Source organism: Flavobacterium sp. Root901 (genome assembly GCF_001429765.1).
Taxonomy (GTDB): domain Bacteria; phylum Bacteroidota; class Bacteroidia; order Flavobacteriales; family Flavobacteriaceae; genus Flavobacterium.
In genome coordinates this window covers 187,535-207,634 of sequence record NZ_LMJB01000009.1, presented here as the reverse complement: position 1 = coordinate 207,634, position 20,100 = coordinate 187,535, and the positions used below count along the sequence as shown (strand labels likewise).

Sequence of the window (20,100 nt, the reverse complement as noted above, 5' to 3'; positions counted from 1 at the left end):
ATGTGAAAGCAGTTAGCGTTGGCGAAAATATTTTTTTTAAAATAGTGATAATTTTGATTTTTTTTGCCTCAGTTTCAAGAAAAATTTTATTTTTGCCGTTCACTAAATTAATTTTAAATGGCTACTTACAATAAAAGAGGATATAAAGCACCAAAAGAGAAGGAAGTTAAAGAAGTAAACGAAGAACAACAGGTAATCATTGACGAAAAAGACAGCACAACTGCTGGTGTTTTTTCTAAATTAGATGAAACTGCTTCAAGAACTGAGGATTGGGTTGCTAAAAATCAAAAAATCATTATTGGTTTAGTTGCTGGTATTGCAGTTGCTACTATTGGTTATTTGGCTTACCAAAAATTTATTGAAAACCCTAAGCAGGACGAAGCGGCAAACGAAATGTTTGTAGCGCAGCAAAACTTTCAAAAAGCTGTTGATGGTGTAGCGAGTGATTCTTTATATAAATTGGCATTAAACGGATCTGAAGGTAAATTTGGATTTGTAAAAATTGCTGATGAATATTCAGGAACTGATGCTGGAAATCTGGCAAATTACTATGCTGGTATGGCATATTTAAATACAGGTAAATTTGATGATGCTATCAAATATTTAGGAGAATTTAAATCAGATGATTTAATTTTAAGTGCTTTGGCAACCGGAGCAATTGGAGATGCTTATTCTCAAAAAAACAATCAAAAAGAAGCTTTAGACTATTATGTAAAAGCTGCTGAATCTAACAAAAACGATTTTACAACACCTCGTTTTTTGTTAAAAGCTGCTAAAACGGCTATTGCTTTAGGCCAGAAAGAAGATGCTTTAAAATACTTAAATGATATTAAAGATAACTTCGATGCAACTCCTGAGGCTGGTTCTGTTGATGCTTTGATTGGATTAGCACAATAAAAATTTCAGACTTTAGATTTTAGATTGTAGATTTGTATTTAAGAATATAAACTCTTAAATAAAAAAATCTAAAATACTACAGATGGCTACCGAAAATAAAAATTTATCAGAATACGATAAAAACACGATCCCAAATGCGAAAGACTTTCGATTTGGGATTGTTGTTTCTGAGTGGAACGATGTTATAACAGAAGGACTTTATAATGGCGCTTTTGATGCCTTAATTGATTGTGATGTTCCTGCACAGCAAATTATTCGCTGGAATGTTCCGGGAAGTTTTGAATTGATTTACGGCGCAAAAAAAATGCTTCAGACACAAAATGTCGATGCGGTTATTGTAATCGGATGCGTAATTCAGGGCGAAACGAAACACTTTGATTTTGTCTGCGAAGGCGTTACACAAGGAATAAAGGATTTAAATGTTCAGACTGATATTCCGGTTATCTTTTGCGTTTTAACAGATAATAACATGCAGCAATCTATTGACAGAAGCGGCGGTGTTCACGGAAACAAAGGAACCGAAGCTGCAATAGCTGCTATAAAAATGGCTTATATTCGTCAGCAGGCTTCAATTTCACATCCTTTTAATCAGCCATTATTGACTTCAGGAGCACTTCAAATTGAAGAAACGCCTGTTAAAATCGAGAAAGAATAAAACACATTTGTTTTAAAAATATTAAAACCTGTACTGTGTCATAATAGTATAGGTTTTTTGTTTTTTTTATGACTTTAGATATTCTGAATCACAATCAAAATTCACTAAATTTGTCCAACTTGGTTTAGATTTAAATCAAAATCTTAAATCGTTAATCTACAATCTAAAATTTTAAATGTCGAGTATTATTCAATTACTTCCTGATCACGTTGCTAACCAGATTGCTGCAGGAGAAGTGGTTCAAAGACCCGCTTCTGTTGTGAAAGAATTGTTAGAAAATGCTGTTGATGCAAAGGCAACTGATATTAAATTGATAATAAAAGATGCCGGCAAATCATTAGTTCAGGTTATTGATAATGGTGTTGGAATGACCGTTACAGACGCACGTTTGTGTTTTGAACGCCATGCAACGTCCAAAATTCGTCAGGCCGAAGATTTATTTTCTCTTGCTACTAAAGGTTTTCGCGGAGAGGCTTTAGCTTCTATTGCGGCAATCGCGCACATGGAAATGAAAACCAAACAAGAACAGGATGAGCTTGGAACACATATTATTATTGAAGGAAGTAAATTTATTTCGCAGGAAGTAGCGGTTCTGCCAAAAGGAACCTCATTTGCGGTTAAAAATTTATTTTTTAATATTCCGGCACGCCGTAACTTCTTAAAATCAGATACAGTTGAATTTCGTCATGTAATGGATGAATTTCAGCGTGTAGCTTTGGCACACCCGAACATTCATTTTAGTTTTTATCATAACGGAAGCGAATTGTATAATCTTCCGGCTGCCGGATATCGCCAGCGAATTGTTGGAATCATGTCTGGTAAAACCAATGAAAAACTGGTTCCAGTAAAGGAAGATACCGAAATTATAAACGTTCAGGGATTTGTCTGTAAACCTGAATTTGCTAAGAAAAACAGGGGAGAGCAGTTCTTTTTTGTAAATGATCGTTTTATAAAAAGCGGCTATCTGCATCATGCGGTTATGGCAGCTTATGACGGGCTTTTGAAAGACGGCTGTCAGCCAAGTTATTTCTTATACCTTCAGGTTCCGCCAAATACAATTGATATCAATATTCATCCAACCAAAACAGAAATTAAGTTTGATGATGAACAGGCTCTTTACGCCATTTTAAGAGCTTCTATAAAACACAGTTTAGGGCAGTTTAATGTCGCTCCGGTTTTGGATTTTGACAGAGACTCAAATTTAGATACGCCTTATCATTACAAAGATCTGGATGCAGAAGTGCCCACAATTCAGGTTGATGGAACTTTTAACCCTTTTACAGATGATAAAACCAATCAGCATTATGCAAAAGCGGTTTCTGGATCAGGTACAGGAAGTTATAATTCCGGTTCCTCTTCCTCGTCTTCATCTTATTCGGGATATTCTAAAAGAGTAGAACCAATGGCAAGCTGGGAAAGTTTGTATGTTGGTCTGGATACAGAAAATTCAGAAAGCATGGAAAGTTTTCCTTTTGCTTTTGAAAACGAAGAAGTAACATCATCTTTGTTTAATGATGATGAAGTAGAACAGGCAAGTCAGAAAACCTATCAAATTCATAAAAAATATATTGTTTCGCCAATAAAATCCGGAATGATAATCGTGGATCAGCAGCGGGCACACCAGCGCATTTTATACGAGCAATTTTTGCTGAATATGACGGTAAATCAGGCTTCAAGCCAGCAATTGCTTTTTCCGTTAGATTTGTTTTATTCTTCTGCAGAAATGAAATTAATTGAAGAATTAAAACCTTCTTTAGAAACAACAGGCTTTGTTTTTGAGCAAGCGCAAAGCGATCATATTGTAATTTCAGGAATTCCGGTAAACATTACCGAAAGCGAAGTTTCTATAGTAATCGAACAATTATTAAGCGATTTGCAGGACGGAATTCCGGCCAGCAGTTACAGTCAAAATGATACTATTGCCAAATCGATGGCAAAAAGTTTAGCGGTTAAAACAGGATCTTACTTAACCGAAAAAGAGCAGGACAATCTGGTAAACGGATTGTTTGCCTGCAAAGATCCAAATATTTCACCTTTTCAAAAACCTACTTTCATTACTATGCGTGTGGAAGATATAGATAAAAAGTTTGCCTTATGATGAATATAACGCCAGTAGTTAAACAGCTGCTAATCATTAATATAATATTTTTTATTGGTACTCAGTTAGTTCCCGTATCGTACGAATATTTAGCATTATTTTTTCCTGAAAATCCGGGATTTAAAGTTTGGCAGCCTATCACGCATATGTTTATGCATGGCGGTTTTTCTCATATTGCATTCAATATGTTCGCTTTATATTCTTTTGGTTCAACATTAGAGCATTTTTGGGGAGGAAGAAAATTTTTATTTTTCTACATTTCCTGCGGACTCGGAGCAGCTTTAGTGAATTTTGCAGTAAACTATTATTTTTATCAGGATAGCTTGAATATTTTATTAGAAAATGGCTATCACAAAGCAGATATTCTTAATTTGTTAAATAGCGGTAAAATAGATACAAGATGGCAGGAGATTTTGACTGCTTCAGAATTTAAACATTTCATGAATGCTTATCTGGGAACTGTTGTTGGTGCTTCGGGAGCTATTTATGGTTTACTTGTCGCGTTTACTTTTATGTTTCCAAATGCAGAACTTGGAATTCTGTTTATACCAATTCCTATTAAAGCTAAATATTTTGTGCCAATTTATATGCTTTTGTTCGATGGATTTTTTGGGATTTTTGGAAGTTCTTTAATGGGAATAGATTCTGGAATAGCTCATTATGCACATATCGGCGGTGCTTTTTTCGGTTTTATGATTATGTGGTACTGGAAAAAAAATCAGTTTAACAATAATCGATGGAATTAAATTTTTAACTTTAATTAAATTTAAAAACCAAAAGAGAACTTTATGAATATTCTTGACGATTTAAAACTTCAATATAAATTGGGCGGCATTGCAATGCAGGTTATTTATTGGAATGTTGCATGTTTTTTTATTTCGCTAATTTTTTTCTATCAGTTTTCAACTGGTCAGTTTATTTTTCCAAACTGGCTGGCTCTGTCATCAGATCCTCAGATTTTCATTTTTAAACCATGGACTTTTTTAACGTATGCGTTTTTTCATTTCGGATTTATGCATTTGTTATTTAATATGCTGGTTTTAAACTTCGCAAGTAATTTGTTCCTTACTTTTTTTACTCAAAAACAATATTTAGGATTGTATATTTTAGGTGCAATTTTTTCTGGAATTGTATTTGCCTTAAGTTTTTATGTTTTAGGAACTTCAGCTTCAATAGTTGGTGCATCGGCCGCTATAATGGCGATTTTAGTTGCAGCAACAACCTATCAGCCATTAATGAATGTCAGATTGTTTCTTTTTGGAAATGTCAAACTCTGGCACATTACCGGCATAATTTTAGTTTTAGATTTAATGCAGTTCCGTTTAGAAAATATGGGAGGACATATCTCGCATTTAGCCGGAGCATTTTTTGGATTTATCTTTATAAAACTGCTTCAAAACGGAACAGATTTAAGCAGGATTGTTTCCAGAACATTGGATTTCTTTGCTAATCTCTTTAGAAAATCCCCAACGACCCCATTTACAAAAGTTCATAAGAATTACAAAAAACCTACAGAAAAATCGACATCAAGAATTGTTACAAAGGACAAAACGCAGCAGCAGATTGATGAAATTTTAGACAAAATCAGCCAATCCGGATATGATTGTCTGACAAAAGAAGAAAAAGAGTTTTTATTTAAAGCTGGAAAATAATCCTTAGCAGAAAAATATGAAAAACCTTTCGTGGTTTAATAAGATAATGTTCTTTTTGAATATAGTGCTGACTGTGCTTACTTTCAGTGTCTATATTTTACCTTTTTTGGCACCTAAAAGTTTTCCGCTTTTATCGGTGCTTACGCTGTTTATGCCGGCTTTTTTTGTTGCAAACGGATTGTTCTTTGTTTATTGGGCAATTCAGTTTAAAAAGCGCCTTATTTTGTCTGGTTTAGTTTTGTTGACCGGAATTACTTTTATCAGCAAATTCTATAAATTCTCAGCCAAAGAATATATTAAAGATGAAAAGGATTTCTCTGTAATGAGTTACAACGTTCGTTTATTTAATGTTTTTAAATGGCTGGACCGTGATGATATTCCGGAAAATATAAAAGCATTTATCGATGAAAAAGATCCCGATATTTTGTGTGTTCAGGAATATTCGAACTCAGCGCATATTGATTTAAAAGTATACCCGCATCGCTATATTTTTATTGATGGAAAACAGATAAAAACAGGACAGGCCATTTTTTCTAAATTTCCTATTATAGACGAAGGAAAAATTGTTTTTCCTAAATCTGATAATAACGTAGTGTATGCTGATATTAAACGCGGAAAAGATGTTATTCGTGTTTATAACATGCACTTGCAGTCTATTAAAATATCTCCGGATGTCAGTGAGATTTCAGACGATATTGATAATGTAAATCAGAAGAAATCACAGCGAATTTATGCCAGAATCAGTAAAGGATTTACGCAGCAGCAGGAACAGGCTGAAATTTTTAAAGAGCATATCAGGAAATGCCAGTACCCGATTATTATTTGCGGAGATATGAATAACAGTCCGTTTTCATACGTTTACCGAAATATCAAGGGTAAACTCAAAGATGCTTTTGAAGAAGCGGGAGAAGGCTTTGGAGCGACTTATAAGTTTAAGTATTATCCAGCCCGAATCGATTATATTTTTACAGATACTAAAATGAAAGTAAAGCAGTTTGAAAGTTTTTCTGATTTTGAAAACTCTGATCATTACCCCATAATGACAAGACTTTCAATAGATCAGTTTTAGATTATTTTCTGAGTTTTTAAATAATCTGCGGCAAACTTCCCTTCATTAAAAAGTAAATCCAAAACACTTAAATTATTGATGAATCCGTGTTTGTCATCAAAAACCTGAGTATATTTTTCAAATGCGTTTTGATCTTTTTTTCCGTTTGCTAAATATCTGAAATCAGAAATATTTTCTACTTCGTGAAAGTATTCTGTAGTTTTTTCAAATTCAATTTTCATTCGAAGACATTTGGTAACTGTGTCAAAGACTTCCATATTTAAGTCCATTAGAAAAGTATGCTTTTTTTCAAAAATAGACACAATATCATCTTCAAAATATTCAAAAAACGGAGAACTTCTATACGCCGCTTCAAGTGATTTAAAATGTTGTTTCTGCCAGTCAAATTCATTCTCGATCAAAACATCCTTTGTCTTTTGATGAACAGCTTTAGAGTGTTTTATTGGAATATTTAATAACTGAATTCCGTTTGGACTATAGATGTACGTTCTGTTTCTGTTAGTTTGTTTTTGAAAATTATCTTCCATTTCAAAAATTATATTTTCAGATTGAGCCATAACTGCAAAATGGCTGATAGAAGGAAAATAAGTAGGAAGTAATAACGAATTCATGATTATAATTTTTTGTTTAATCGGTAAATCGTTTAACCGTACTTTTTAAGAAACGATTAAACGATTTGCCGGATCAACGAATAAACGTCTTTTTTATGCTTTATTCTGTTTTCTTTTTTTCCAAAAAAATTCTCCAACAAAGTAAAGTGCAAGAATAATTAGGAAATATTTAAAATAAGATTGCGGCTGTCCTTCTCCGTCAACAGTAGTGAAAACTCTGCTCCAGCGAATTTTATTAATGCCCTTTCCGTTTGTATCCCAGCTCATCCAGATAAAAACTGGTTTTCCTACGATATGATTTTCAGGAACATAACCCCAGTAACGACTGTCTTCAGAATTATGACGGTTGTCTCCCATCATCCAGTAGTAATTTTGTTTAAAAGTATAAGTGTTCGTTTCTTTACCGTTTATGATAAATTTAGAACCTTTTAATTCTAAGGTGTTTCCTTCGTAGTTTGTTATGATTTCTTTGTAAAATGGAAGAGATTCGTTGGTAAGAGCAACTGTTTTTCCAGCTTCAGGAATATAAATTGGACCAAAGTTATCCTGATTCCATTTGTTAATATGAGGGAAAATTGCATTGTCGTTTCCTTTGTCGATTTCTCTTATTACAGCAGTTATGCCGGGAGTATTTTTTAAACGCTCCGCGCTTGCTTCAGTCAAAGCTCTGAAATAAAGTGTATCTCTTTTTTCTGTTCTAAAACCTGCAGGATCTGTAATGTCTAATTCTTTAAATAAAGATTCAAAATCTACAGGAGTTTTTCCGTCTAAAGCTACAGAATATGAATATTGTGGTTTTGCTCTTTCTGGTAAAATTAGTTTTTTTCCGTTGATAAAAACAAAACCATCTTTAATAGATAAACTGTCACCAGGAATACCAACACATCTTTTTACGTAATTGGATTTCTTGTCGATTGGTTTTATTACACCTGGTCTTCCTTTTGGTTCATAAAAATAATGAACCGTATCAACAGGCCAGTTGAATACTACAATGTCATTTCTCTTTATATTTTCAAAAGCAGGAAGTCTGAAATAAGGCAATTGCGGCCAGCTTAAATATGATTTTCTTTTTGTTAAAGGAATAGAATCATGAACCATTGGTAAAGCAACAGTTGTCATTGGAACTCTTGGTCCGTAATTTACTTTGCTTACAAATAAGAAATCTCCAATCAATAAAGATTTTTCTAATGAAGAAGTTGGGATTGTATAAGGCTGAATTACATAAGTATGCACTAAAGTAGCTACTATAATAGCAAAAAGAAGTGAACTTACTGTATCTGCTGTTTTGTTTTCAGTAGTTAGTTTTCTGTCAGCATGATATTCTAATTTTTGCGTATAGTTTACATAATAGATATAAAAGCCAAGAGTAAAAATCCCCAAAATAGTATCTAAAGTTGATTTTTTACCAAAGGTTCTCAGTGTTTCTACCCAAACAACCGGAAACATGATCAGGTTAATAATTGGAATGAAAAGTAATAAAGTCCACCATGCTGGACGGCCAATAATTTTCATTAAAACAATCGAATTGTAAACCGGTACTGCTGCTTCCCAGCTTTTTCTCCCTGCTGCCTGATACAATTTCCAAGTTCCTAAGAAGTGAATAACCTGCACTGCTAAGAAAAATACGAACCAAAGATATAGTGTCATGATTTTTTAATTTATGTTTTTCGATTTTAAGGTTTAACCTTAAAATCCAAATGTTTTTAATTTAAGTTTAATACATCTTTCATTGTGAAAACACCCTGTTTTCCTGCAAGCCATTCTGCTGCAATTACTGCGCCCAGGGCAAAACCTTCACGATTGTGAGCAGTATGTTTTATTTCGATGCTGTCGATAGGAGAATCGTAATTTACGGTATGTGTTCCCGGAACTTCTCCAATTCTTTTCGCTTCAATACGAATCTCGTTGCTTTTTGCTTCGTCTAAAGTCCAGTTAGAATAATTGCTGTTTTGAATTACGCCTTGTGCTAAAGAAATGGCAGTGCCGCTTGGTGCATCCAGTTTATGGATATGATGAATTTCTTCCATCGAAACTTTATAAGAATCGAATTGATTCATGATTTTCGCTAAATATTCATTTAATCCAAAGAAGATATTTACGCCCAGACTGAAATTGGAGCTGGAAATAAAACCGCCGTTTTTCTCCTTGCAAAGTGCGATCATTTCATCATAATGTTCAAGCCATCCTGTTGTTCCGGAAACTACAGGAACATTAGCGTTAAAAGAAGCTGAAATGTTATTAACGGCAGCTGTTGGTACACTGAAATCGATGGCGACATCTGCCGTAGAAAGTCCGTCGTATGTATTAAACTCGTCTTTTTTTAAGACAATTTCGTGACCTCTTTCTAAAGCAATTCTTTCAATTACTTTACCCATTTTTCCGTATCCTAAAAGCGCAATTTTCATTTTTTGTGTATTTGTAAATTTTAAATAGACAGAGGCTATTTAAAAACGATAATTAAAAGTTAGACCAACGTTAGGTTTAAATGTTACATCGGCGGGATAAATTTCCGGACGAAGTGATAATCTTTCATTTACATTAAATTGAATCAAAGCGGCATCAACATTGGCGTCTATAATGTTCAAAACGTAAAATCCGACAACAAATAAAGCAGAAAGATCACGGTTTCGCTGATAAAATTTCTGGCCGGCAATAAGTCTGCTGTCATCCAGATATTCATATTTATCATCATTGTATCCTTCTAACCTGCGTTTGTATGCGTCACGATAATCGTGATATTTTTTATTGTTGTCAATATAAAAATATAAGCTCGTACCTATTGCTCCGTAAACAAGCGGAATTTTCCAGTATTTTTTATTGTATGCCTGACCAAGACCGGGTAAAATAGCCGAATAAAAGGCTGCTTTTGCCGGAGTAAGCGGGTCTATTTCCTGTAATGCAGAAGTGTCTTTAACGACTAAAACCGTGTCTTTTTTTACCTGGGCAAAAAGAGAAACGGTTCCTATAAGAAAGAACAATATACTTATGGGGACAATTTTATTCACTATCCGTTTATTAATTTTATAATTCTATTAAAGTCGGCTTCAGAATTAAATGGAATTGTAATTTTTCCTTTTCCATTGCCAGCCACTTTAATATCAACTTTCGCACCAAAATAGTCGTTGAAAGAATTTTTTTGTGTTTCTCTCACTACAAATGAAGAATCAGGCTTAGCTTTTCCTTCTTCTTTTGGTTTTAAGCTTTCATGGTAGTTTTTTACTAAAGTTTCAGTTTCACGAACAGATAAGTTCTGACTCACAATTTTTTGATAGATATCAGTCTGAACGTCTAAATCTTCAATATTGATGATTGCGCGGCCGTGACCCATACTAATAAAACCATCACGAATACCAGTTTGAATAATCGGATCTAGTTTTAAAAGACGTAAATAATTCGCAATTGTAGAACGTTTTTTTCCAACGCGCTCGCTCATTTGTTCTTGTGTTAATTGAATTTCGTCAATTAAACGCTGGTACGAAAGAGCAATCTCAATTGGGTCTAAGTCATGGCGCTGAATGTTTTCAACCAAAGCCATAACCAGAGACTCATTGTCATTGGCAATACGAATATAAGCCGGAACATGAGTTAGTCCAACTAAAGTCGAAGCACGTAAACGACGCTCTCCGGAAATTAACTGGTATTTGTTAAAATCTAATTTTCGAACAGTAATAGGTTGAATTACACCAAGTTCTTTAATAGAAGTCGCTAGTTCGCGTAATGATTCTTCATTAAAATTGCTTCTGGGCTGAAACGGATTTATTTCGATAGCACTTATTTCAAGCTCAATAATATTTCCAACAACCTTATCAGCATTTTTGTCTTCTACTGATGTAATGTCGTTTTCCGGATCTTTTAATAACGCTGATAATCCTCTTCCTAAGGCTTGTTTTTTAATTGCTTTTGTCATAAAAACTATTTACTGTTTTTCTTTATAATTTCTTGAGCTAAATTAATGTAATTAACTGCACCTTTGCTTGTAGCGTCATAATTAATGATGCTTTCGCCAAAACTTGGTGCCTCGCTTAATTTTACATTTCGCTGTATAACGGTATCAAAAACCATATCATTAAAGTGTTTCTGAACCTCTTCAACAACCTGATTTGATAAACGTAACCTTGAATCATACATTGTAAGTAATAATCCTTCGATGTCAAGATCAGGGTTATGTATTTTTTGAATACTTTTTATGGTGTTCAGTAATTTTCCTAATCCTTCCAGCGCAAAATATTCACATTGAATAGGAATAACTACAGAATCAGCAGCAGTTAAAGCATTTAAAGTTAATAAACCTAATGAAGGTGCGCAGTCGATAATGATATAATCATACTCGTCTTTTACACTTTCTAATGCTGTTTTAAGCATGTATTCTCTGTTTTCTTTGTCGACCAATTCGATTTCGATGGCAACAAGGTCAATGTGAGCAGGAATTACGTCAACATTTGGTGCTGTACATTGAATAACAGTTTCTTTTGGTGTGTGGCTGTGTTCAAGTATTTGGTATGTACCAACTTCAACAGATTCTACGTCAATCCCAAGACCTGATGTAGCATTTGCCTGAGGATCAGCATCGATTAATAATACTTTTTTCTCTAAAACACCTAATGAGGCTGCAAGATTTACAGATGTTGTAGTTTTTCCAACGCCTCCTTTTTGATTAGCAATCGCAATGATTTTGCCCATTTATTTTCTGAATTTTGAACCGTAAAAATACAATTATTTATGGTTTTTGAAAATCTATTTTGTTAACATTTATGAAACTTCATTTAATCGGTGTTTGATGGGTCTTCGGCACAAAATAATTTTAGTTGTGAATAAAATTGCCGGTTTAAATTTTGATTATTTGGCTTTGTTTATGCTTTAAAAGAGGTGTAAATCTGGTTTGGCTTTGAAGAAACGGTTTACTTGATTTTTAAAATTTCGATTGTTACATACACTAAACCGCTTTTTTTGTTAGAAGCAATTTTCATAAATGCTTTTTTTGTTAAATCAATTTCTCTTCCTTTAATAAAAGGCCCTCTGTCTGTAATTTTTACTATAACAAATTTATTGTTTATTTCGTTTGTAACTTTCAGCATGGTGCCAAACGGAAATTTTTTATGGGCCGCAGTCATAGCACTGTTATTAAATTTTGCTCCACTGGCTGTTTTTCTTCCATTAAATTTATCATGATAATAAGAGGCGTGAGCATTTTTCATGTATAAAGTATATTCTTCCTTTGTAATATCGACGTTTGGGGAAGATTGTTTATTTTGTGCAGCAACCGCTATGGAAACAGCTAAAGCAATAGATAAGAATGTCGTTTTCATTTTTTTATTCTGTTGAACGGCAAAAAAACTCCATTGAAAAAAAATAAATTTATTGTATAAGGTTTATTTATATCATTAAAAGACAGATTTAGGGTCTTTGTATAGTTTTTGATAAGAAAATTGAAAACAAACAGGTTAAAGTTTATTGCTATTTTCGAATCCCTGAAAAACTATACTATTATCAAACCAAAAAGATTATTTTATGATTAAAAAGTTAATTTCAGCATGTACTGCATTTTCGGTCATGCTTATACTTTGCAGCTTTGCGGCACCTCAGGCACCCGATGAAAAAATTCAGGAGAATAAGACAGAAGGCAAGGTTGTTTACAACAAAAACAAACACAGCATGACATTATCATGGCCGGAATTTGGTTCTTCCGGAAACTATGTAATTACCAGAGGCGGCAGCCGGCTAGCTTTAGACTTTGCTGCTGTTGGTTCTACTTCTAAATTAGTATTTACAGACAGTAAACCAAATAAAAATAAATATGAGAACTATTATAAAATTACACGTAACTCTGTAACAATAGTACTATCATTAGAAAAACAGATTTTTGGACACAATATGTACTTCTATGATAGAAAATATGAAAAGGCAGAAACGGCTAAGAATGATATTAATTCGCAATTTGGAGCAATTGGCTTAGGCGGTTCCAATGGCGAGTGGACCACGAAGCGTCAGGCTTATTATTTAAAAGCCAATATTAAGGGGCAGACTTACGATTCGGGCGGGTCAGGTTCTGCTTCATCTCCAGAGGCCAATTCGATAGAATTAGGATTTTACTCTCATATTGGAGGTTTGGGCAAAGTTCCTTCAGATGTTAAATTAGGTTCAATATTCACCAGGCCTCATCTTTCGGGAGGAGCAAATGCGACCTGTACTTTTTGGCGTTCTGTGGAAAATGTAGAAGTGATGCGGGATTTTGCATGGACGGTTTCTCAATCAACCAGTGCAAGAAGAATTTTAATTGAAAGTACTTCTAAATATATTTCAGATGTTGGAAATACTAACTTTTGGGGAAGCGGAGGTTTTATTGCCGATGCAAATTATACCTCTTCCAGACCAAATTGGGGCGGACAACAGCAATGGTATACCAGAAATGCCGTTTTTCCTTTAGGTTCAGGAGCAATGGGCGGTTCTTATAATATGGTTTGGCAGGGATGTGTTAATCCGCCGCAGGCAAACGATATAAATGCCCCAATTCCTACTACACCTATTATTAGAGAAAAACCTTTTCTTTTTATAGACAGCGATGGTGAATACAAAGTATTTGTTCCGGCATGGCAAAAAGACAGAGTAGGAGTTTCATGGTCATCAACAGATATGGGAAAAGGTAAAGTTCAGGATTTGCTTACTCAATGGTATGTTGCCAAAGAAGGTGATACTAATGTAGAAATTAATAATGCATTAAAAGCCGGAAAAAATATATTTTTTACTCCGGGACATTATACATTGAATGCACCTATACAGGTAAACAGAAAAGATGCAATACTTCTGGGAGCAGGCATTGCTTCGGTAACATTAGAACCTGCTGAAAAAAATACCTGGGGATGTATTTATGCTGATGATAAAGACGGAATCATTATTGCCGGACTTCTTATGGATTCCTTTAATAGTACCACTTACCAAATTAGAATTGGTAATGAAGGCGCAAAGGCAGATCATGCTGCAGATCCTATCTTGTTATCGGATATTACTTGCAGGGTTGGAGGTGTTCAGTCAAAAAATATTCAGATACAGGCTGCTATGCAGATAAACAGCAATAACGTGATTGGTGATCATTTTTGGTTGTGGCGTGCCGATCATGGTTCTCAAAAAGGCGGAGACGCACGCTGGGTAAGAGACAGATGTAAAAACGGACTTATAGTTACGGGTAATGATGTTACACTTTATGCCTTATTTGTAGAGCATTTTCAGGAATATGAAGTATTGTGGCTTGGAGAACGCGGCAGAACTTATTTCTTTCAAAACGAGCCGCCGTATGATGCGCCAAATCAGGCAGCTTGGAGCAGTCAGTCAGGCAGAGTAGACGGTTATGCAGCATTTAAAGTCGCTAATATGGTAAAAGATCATCATACAATTGGACTGGGTTCTTATGCCGTTTTTACCGGAACTGATGGAAAAGTAAATAAGAAAAACGGATTTGAAATACCAAACAGCCCAAATGTAAAACTCGAAAAAATGTGTATAACTCGTTTTGCAGGTTCGGGGAATATCCAAAATGTTATCAACGGTACTGGCGGAAGTACAACAGATGGCGTAAAACGTGTCGCATTATATAATAATGGTGATGGTACACAGCCTTATGATGAAGAATTTGCTTTGCCAAATCATGAATCATATCCTGTTTATATTGTCATGGAGAAGTAAATAAGATATATTTTTTAAAATAGCCCGTGGTTTCAACTAGAGAACGTAGCGTGATAATATAATGCGTCCCCGTTGAAATCACGGGCTATTGTTTTAAATGAGATAAATTTTTAGAAACCTATAATCTTGATTGATTTTATATTTCAGTTTAAAGCAAAAAAAAAAGTCTTTCCAGAAATGAAAAGACTTTTGTCGGGGTGGCAGGATTCGAACCTGCGGCCTCCTGCTCCCAAAGCAGGCGCGATAACCGGGCTACGCTACACCCCGAAGATGCATTTGTTGTAGTGCCCGAAAGCGGATGCAAATATAGGAATAAAATTTGTTTACAAAAGGAAAAAATGAAAATAAATAAAACTTATTTTGAGATAGCTATTTCAGATTTATTTTCGGCGTTATTTTTTATAATAAAGTTTACATTTGCATCACAAAAAAACAATACACATTATGTCAGATACAATCGAAAAAATTAAATGCCTTATTATAGGTTCTGGCCCTGCAGGATATACTGCGGCAATTTATGCTGCCAGAGCAAACATGAATCCGGTTTTATATCAGGGAATGCAGCCTGGAGGCCAGTTGACAACAACTAATGAAGTAGAAAATTTTCCAGGTTATGTTGATGGTGTTACAGGACCGGAAATGATGGTTCAGCTGCAGGAACAAGCCAAACGTTTTGGTGCTGATATTCGTGATGGATGGGCTACAAAAGTAGATTTTTCAGGAGATATTCATAAAGTTTGGATTAATGATGCAATCGAGTTACACTGTGAAACTGTAATTATTTCTACAGGTGCTTCTGCTAAATATTTAGGATTACCATCAGAACAGCATTATTTAAATATGGGCGGGGGAGTTTCTGCCTGCGCTGTCTGCGACGGATTTTTCTACCGTAATCAGGAAGTTGTGATTGTTGGGGCAGGAGATTCGGCTTGTGAAGAAGCACATTACTTATCTAAACTTTGTAAAAAAGTAACGATGTTAGTAAGAAGCGAAAGATTCAGAGCTTCTAAAATTATGGAAGAAAGAGTTCGCAAAACAGAAAATATCGAAATTTTGATGAACCACGATACTGTTGAAGTTTTAGGAGATCAAAATGTGGTACATGCTATTAAAGCATTAAATAAAACTACAGGTGAAGTTATCGAAATTCCTGCAACGGGATTTTTCGTAGCAATTGGCCACAAACCAAACACAGATATTTTTAAAGATTACATCACTCTTGATGAAACCGGATATATTGTAAACACTCCGGGAACATCCAAAACAAATGTTGAAGGTGTTTTCGTAGCCGGAGATGCTGCAGACCACGTTTACCGTCAGGCAATTACTGCTGCAGGCACAGGTTGTATGGCGGCACTTGATGCTGAAAGATATTTAGCTTCAAAAGAATAATTTTTTAGTTTCAGGTTTCAGATTTTCTTTGTTTCAGGTTAATTTGAGCTTCTTATAAATATAAAAGTCCCGTTCGATGAGCGGGACTTTTTTTTTATTTAAAAGTATTATGGTGTAGTATTATCTCATTTTGTGTCATTTCGACGAAGGAGAAATCTCCGCGAGAAACTCTGCAAAGTGAGTCAATCTTTATGAAATACTATAAATGACAAACAAGTTGATTAAAAAATTCTGGAACTCTGTTCCTTATATGTTTAGTAAAAAAACTCAGTATCTTAGCATCTTAGAACCTTATTTAATCTTCTTAAACAACTTTGCTTCTTCAGAAAAACGGGTTAACTGAATTGCTGCATTTCCGTACAAAGTAAGTTCCGCTTTATCTCCAACAGCGATTGAAACATTAGTTTCGGCTAATATAGTGGCTGCAGAATTGTTTTCGGCTGTTACATTTGCTTCTTTTAAAGTGAATTTTGTTCCTGTAAAAACCGAATTATTGTCTAAACGAATCGTTGCTTTTTCAGCAATTCCTTCTATAGCCGCATTTGCTTTTTGGTACAAATCACATTTAAATTTGATGGCAGAAACCAAAGTTTTAATAGAAGCATTTTTACTCAACTGTAGATTTCCGTCGTCGGCTTTTAGGTTTAATTCTGTTTTGGATTTATCATCTGCAATTAAACTGAATTTCTTTGAATTTACATTCAGGTATAATTTAGAATAATCAAAACTATTAAAAGTAATATCATCTAATTGAATTTCCTGAATCGCATAAACTTTAGAATCATTTTTACTGATTACTTTTTTTAGTGAACTTGTATAGGTAATTTTTACCGAAAGTTTTTTGAAAATAGTGCTTTCTTTTGATGTGTATAAGCGAAGTGTTTTATCTCTTAAATCCATCCCGATGATTTCGTGAAGATTATCATCGGCTTCAATTTTAATCTCGTTTTTCTCCCCTTTTTCAAGATAAACCTCTAAGTTATCATCTACTTCAAGTGCATCGAAACTTTCTACTTCTTTAACAGATGTTGTTACAATTTTAGATCCTTTTACTCTTTCTCTCTTTTGAGCAAAAGTTAATGTTGTAAACAAAAGCAACAGGAATAGTGCTGTATTTTTTTTCATTAATTCTAGATTTGATTTTAGCAAATATAAAAAAATCATCCACTTTAGATGAATGATTTCTTTTATATTTAACAGTTAAAAAATGTTAGCTCTGACTAACGCTTCCGCCTGAACTTGCAGTTTTGTCGATCGTTTTAGGAACATTATTGTAATTAATATTTCCGCCGCTGCTCGCATGTGCTTTTAGGTTTAAAATAGGATGAACACTGATAACGCCTCCGCTTGAAACTTCTGCATCAACATCATTTGCCAATAATTTTCCGGCTTCGATTGAAGACCCGCTTGATGCTGAAGTCTGGATTTTTAATGCTTTTCCTTTAATATCAATTGAGCTTCCGCTGCTTGAATTACAAGAAATATTGTCAGATTCTACATCTACGTGCATTGATGCCGCACTTGAAGTTTCTAGTTCTATATTTTGTGCCTGAAGTGTATTTTTACTTGTAACAGTAGAAGCGCTTGATGCTTCAATTTTACTAACATGAGGCATTTTTACCGTTACTTTTTTCATGTTAACATTACGGAAAGAACTGAATTTGCATTTGATAATCAACGTTCCGTTTTCGACCGTAGTAATTATTTCTTTTTGCAGGTTATCATCGGCTTCCACGGTAATGTCTACTGAATCAGACTGCTGGATAACTAAATCTATTGCATTGCTTACTTCGATGTTTTTAAAATCTCCCTGAACAATTCTTTTTTCAGTTGTTACATTTCCGCTTCCTTCAATGGTTTTTATATTAAAGTTGCATGAAGCAAACAATAATGCGGTAATTGTGGCAATAATAAATTTCGTAATGTGAATGATTATTTTGATCATGGCTTAGTTAATTTTAATTATAACTCCGTTTTTATCAGTGGTTAGCTTTCCATTAGTTTTTTTACCGTTTAGAACTTCTTTTCCGTTTATTTTAATAGAAACTTCTTTTACAGTATCATTTTCAATGTTGTTTTCTTCATTATAATCTCCGTCATGATCTTCGTTCATTTCTTCTGCTGGGCAGTTCAGACATTTAATTTTAGCGCCTTCTACTTTATAGTTATAATTTCCGCTAAAGTGTAAGTTGAAAAAATCATCTTCAGAATCATCATAATCCTGTATTGATGCGTCTGGTTTAAATAATTGACCTTCTGGCAAATATAAGAACACATCTACTTCCTGACCTCTGAATTTGTTTTTAACGTCTGTCAGAAAATAATTATCCAAAATTAAACGATTTCCGTTAACCTGGTATTTAAAATTGATTTTTTCTGCTCTTTTTTTCGCATTTGTAAATGAATTTCCTCTTGCGCTTTTTTCTACCTGAACATAAGGAGAAGCTTCATCAGTACGTAAAACATGTAAACGAACATCTGTTGAGTACATTACATCGTTTCCTGCAGAATCCTGAACAAACTGAAAATCTCCGTGACGATTTAAATCTTTAGCGTAATAATCATTATATCTGAATTTTACATATAAAGTATCTTTTGGCGTGATTGCAATTGTTTTCTTTTCTACCACTTTATTATCGCGTGAAATTTCAGTAGCTTGTTTAATTCCAATACTAATTGCAATGGCAACAGCAATAATCCATACGGCCAGCAATGTATATTTAGTAATGTTGCCAATCGATTTTAAATTTGGAGATAACAATTTAAATCCTAATAATGTTAAGAAGAAAAACGGAATCCCAACTGCAAAAAGCATTAATAACCCGAAAGACCATAAAGGATATTCTGTAAAGTTGCCGGCATCAACAAAATTCTGCCATGGGAAATCAACAAAAGCATTTGTTCCTAAAGTAAAAACCCCAATTAATAACATGATTAAAACTGCAATTCCCGACATGATTAAAATTACGCCTAAAAATTTAGCGAAGATTTTAAAAACTGTCATGATAAAGTCTCCAAATGAACTACTTATTCTCTCAGCTCCCGACTTTACCTGGTTTCCCATTTTGTCATAATCTGCATTTTTAAATTTATCAGACAATGAATCTATTTCTTCACGGACTTTTTTTTCAATGTTCGAGATCGTAACCGGTTCTCCTGTCATTTCCAGTTTTTCAGAAGTTGTAACAGCTTCAGGAGTTACAATCCAAAGAACGAAGTAAGCTAAAATCCCGGTTCCAAAACCTGCAAAAACAAATATTAGGAATACGATTTTAATCCACACGGCATCAATTCCAAAATAATGTGCCAGACCGGTTGCTACACCTCCAATCATACCATTTTCTTTATCACGGTATAATTTTTTGTGGCCTCTTCCTGTATAATTATTAAAAGACTGATTGGTATTTTCTTCATCTTCGATTCTGTAATCTTCCGGTTGTCCCATAACCGCAATCACTTCGTCAACATCTTTCAGTCCAACAACATGTTTCTCGCTTTTTTGTTTTTCTGTTAATAATTCAGAAACACGCATTTCGATATCTTTAATAATTTCATCTTGTCCGGATGAGTTGTTAAGTGATCGTTTTATAGCGTCAAAATAGCGTGACAATTTTAAATATGCATCTTCATCGATGTGAAAAAACATACCGCCTAAGTTAATATTTACTGTTTTGTTCATGACTTATTGATTTTGATTGGTGATTAGTTTTACAGCGTCTGACAATTCTGTCCAGGTGCCGCTGAGTTCGTTTAAAAATGTTTGTCCTATTTCGGTTAAACCATAATATTTTCTTGGCGGTCCGGATGTAGATTCTTCCCATCGATAATTGAGCAGACCGTCATTTTTTAATCTAGTTAAAAGCGGGTAAACTGTTCCCTCAACAACTAGTAATTTAGCGTTTTTTAAAGTGTCTAATATTTCAGATGTATATGCGTCTTTTTCTTTTAGAACAGATAAGATGCAAAACTCAAGAACACCTTTGCGCATCTGTGCTTTTGTGTTTTCAATGTTCATAATTTCATTTTGTTTTTTTTTGATTGAACAATTC

General features: G+C 34.2%; 19 protein-coding genes, 1 tRNA gene and 1 pseudogene. 8 read left to right on the top strand and 13 right to left on the bottom strand.

The window, feature by feature from the left end; all coding sequences use genetic code 11:
* The first annotated feature begins 117 nt into the window (after positions 1-117).
* The 6 genes from ASE21_RS18290 (at position 118) to ASE21_RS18265 (ending at position 6,371) form a co-directional block, all read left to right on the top strand.
* On the top strand, positions 118-897 hold the full coding sequence (locus ASE21_RS18290) for a tetratricopeptide repeat protein (RefSeq protein WP_057124161.1): 780 nt from the start codon (positions 118-120) through the stop codon (positions 895-897).
* Positions 898-979: 82 nt separating this feature from the next.
* Positions 980-1,552: a 6,7-dimethyl-8-ribityllumazine synthase gene (gene ribH, locus ASE21_RS18285; protein WP_057124160.1), complete on the top strand. Its 573-nt coding sequence runs from the start codon at positions 980-982 to the stop codon at positions 1,550-1,552.
* 175 nt (positions 1,553-1,727) lie between these two features.
* Positions 1,728-3,650 carry a DNA mismatch repair endonuclease MutL gene (gene mutL / locus ASE21_RS18280; RefSeq protein WP_057124159.1) on the top strand — a complete coding sequence of 641 codons (1,923 nt, stop codon included), beginning with the start codon at positions 1,728-1,730 and terminating at the stop codon, positions 3,648-3,650.
* A complete protein-coding gene (locus tag ASE21_RS18275; protein ID WP_057124158.1) occupies positions 3,647-4,396 on the top strand; it encodes a rhomboid family intramembrane serine protease in 750 nt (249 codons plus the stop codon). The genes mutL and ASE21_RS18275 overlap by 4 nt, the downstream gene beginning before the upstream one ends.
* Positions 4,397-4,438: 42 nt before the next feature.
* Positions 4,439-5,302, top strand: coding sequence for a rhomboid family intramembrane serine protease (locus tag ASE21_RS18270; RefSeq protein ID WP_057124157.1), 864 nt, complete (start codon positions 4,439-4,441; stop codon positions 5,300-5,302).
* A 16-nt stretch (positions 5,303-5,318) separates the two neighbouring features.
* On the top strand, positions 5,319-6,371 hold the full coding sequence (locus ASE21_RS18265) for an endonuclease/exonuclease/phosphatase family protein (protein WP_057124156.1): 1,053 nt from the start codon (positions 5,319-5,321) through the stop codon (positions 6,369-6,371).
* Here ASE21_RS18265 and ASE21_RS18260 read toward each other — a convergent pair.
* The 7 genes from ASE21_RS18260 to ASE21_RS18230 form a co-directional block, all read right to left on the bottom strand.
* Positions 6,368-6,982: a WbqC family protein gene (locus tag ASE21_RS18260; protein ID WP_057124155.1), complete on the bottom strand. Its 615-nt coding sequence runs from the start codon at positions 6,980-6,982 to the stop codon at positions 6,368-6,370. The two genes, ASE21_RS18265 and ASE21_RS18260, sit on opposite strands and share 4 nt — an antisense overlap.
* Positions 6,983-7,075: 93 nt before the next feature.
* A complete protein-coding gene (lepB, locus tag ASE21_RS18255; protein ID WP_057124154.1) occupies positions 7,076-8,629 on the bottom strand; it encodes a signal peptidase I in 1,554 nt (517 codons plus the stop codon).
* 56 nt (positions 8,630-8,685) lie between these two features.
* Positions 8,686-9,387 carry a 4-hydroxy-tetrahydrodipicolinate reductase gene (dapB, locus tag ASE21_RS18250; protein WP_057124153.1) on the bottom strand — a complete coding sequence of 234 codons (702 nt, stop codon included), beginning with the start codon at positions 9,385-9,387 and terminating at the stop codon, positions 8,686-8,688.
* 39 nt (positions 9,388-9,426) lie between these two features.
* On the bottom strand, positions 9,427-9,987 hold the full coding sequence (locus tag ASE21_RS18245) for a DUF5683 domain-containing protein (protein ID WP_057124152.1): 561 nt from the start codon (positions 9,985-9,987) through the stop codon (positions 9,427-9,429).
* On the bottom strand, positions 9,987-10,889 hold the full coding sequence (locus ASE21_RS18240) for a ParB/RepB/Spo0J family partition protein (protein ID WP_057124151.1): 903 nt from the start codon (positions 10,887-10,889) through the stop codon (positions 9,987-9,989). Before ASE21_RS18240 ends, ASE21_RS18245 begins: the two co-directional genes overlap by 1 nt.
* 5 nt (positions 10,890-10,894) lie before the next feature.
* A complete protein-coding gene (locus tag ASE21_RS18235) occupies positions 10,895-11,662 on the bottom strand; it encodes a ParA family protein (protein ID WP_057124150.1) in 768 nt (255 codons plus the stop codon).
* Between the two features lie 218 nt (positions 11,663-11,880).
* On the bottom strand, positions 11,881-12,288 hold the full coding sequence (locus ASE21_RS18230) for a septal ring lytic transglycosylase RlpA family protein (RefSeq protein WP_057124149.1): 408 nt from the start codon (positions 12,286-12,288) through the stop codon (positions 11,881-11,883).
* Positions 12,289-12,490: 202 nt separating this feature from the next.
* Between ASE21_RS18230 and ASE21_RS18225 the strand changes: the two genes are divergently transcribed.
* Positions 12,491-14,659, top strand: a complete 2,169-nt coding sequence (locus tag ASE21_RS18225; protein WP_057124148.1) for a hypothetical protein — start codon at positions 12,491-12,493, stop codon at positions 14,657-14,659.
* Positions 14,660-14,851: 192 nt separating this feature from the next.
* Here ASE21_RS18225 and ASE21_RS18220 read toward each other — a convergent pair.
* A tRNA-Pro gene (locus ASE21_RS18220) sits at positions 14,852-14,926 on the bottom strand.
* Positions 14,927-15,103: 177 nt separating this feature from the next.
* On the opposite strand from ASE21_RS18220, the gene trxB reads away from it, so the two are divergent.
* On the top strand, positions 15,104-16,051 hold the full coding sequence (gene trxB / locus ASE21_RS18215; protein ID WP_057124147.1) for a thioredoxin-disulfide reductase: 948 nt from the start codon (positions 15,104-15,106) through the stop codon (positions 16,049-16,051).
* A 291-nt stretch (positions 16,052-16,342) separates the two neighbouring features.
* Here the strand turns inward: trxB and ASE21_RS18210 are convergent, their stop codons facing one another.
* The 5 genes and pseudogenes from ASE21_RS18210 to ASE21_RS18195 all read right to left on the bottom strand — a co-directional run.
* Positions 16,343-17,176, bottom strand: a complete 834-nt coding sequence (locus ASE21_RS18210) for a GIN domain-containing protein (protein ID WP_057124146.1) — start codon at positions 17,174-17,176, stop codon at positions 16,343-16,345.
* Positions 17,177-17,261: 85 nt separating this feature from the next.
* Positions 17,262-17,996 carry a head GIN domain-containing protein gene (locus ASE21_RS18205; protein WP_057124145.1) on the bottom strand — a complete coding sequence of 245 codons (735 nt, stop codon included), beginning with the start codon at positions 17,994-17,996 and terminating at the stop codon, positions 17,262-17,264.
* 3 nt (positions 17,997-17,999) lie between these two features.
* Entirely contained in the window at positions 18,000-19,730 is a 1,731-nt protein-coding gene (locus ASE21_RS18200) for a PspC domain-containing protein (protein ID WP_057124144.1), read from the bottom strand.
* On the bottom strand, positions 19,708-19,872 hold the full coding sequence (locus tag ASE21_RS22480; RefSeq protein WP_410503573.1) for a PAS domain-containing protein: 165 nt from the start codon (positions 19,870-19,872) through the stop codon (positions 19,708-19,710). Before ASE21_RS22480 ends, ASE21_RS18200 begins: the two co-directional genes overlap by 23 nt.
* Positions 19,812-20,039: pseudogene (locus ASE21_RS18195) on the bottom strand (PadR family transcriptional regulator); the annotation flags it as partial. The gene ASE21_RS22480 and the pseudogene ASE21_RS18195, both read right to left, overlap by 61 nt.
* Positions 20,040-20,100: the final 61 nt, after the last annotated feature.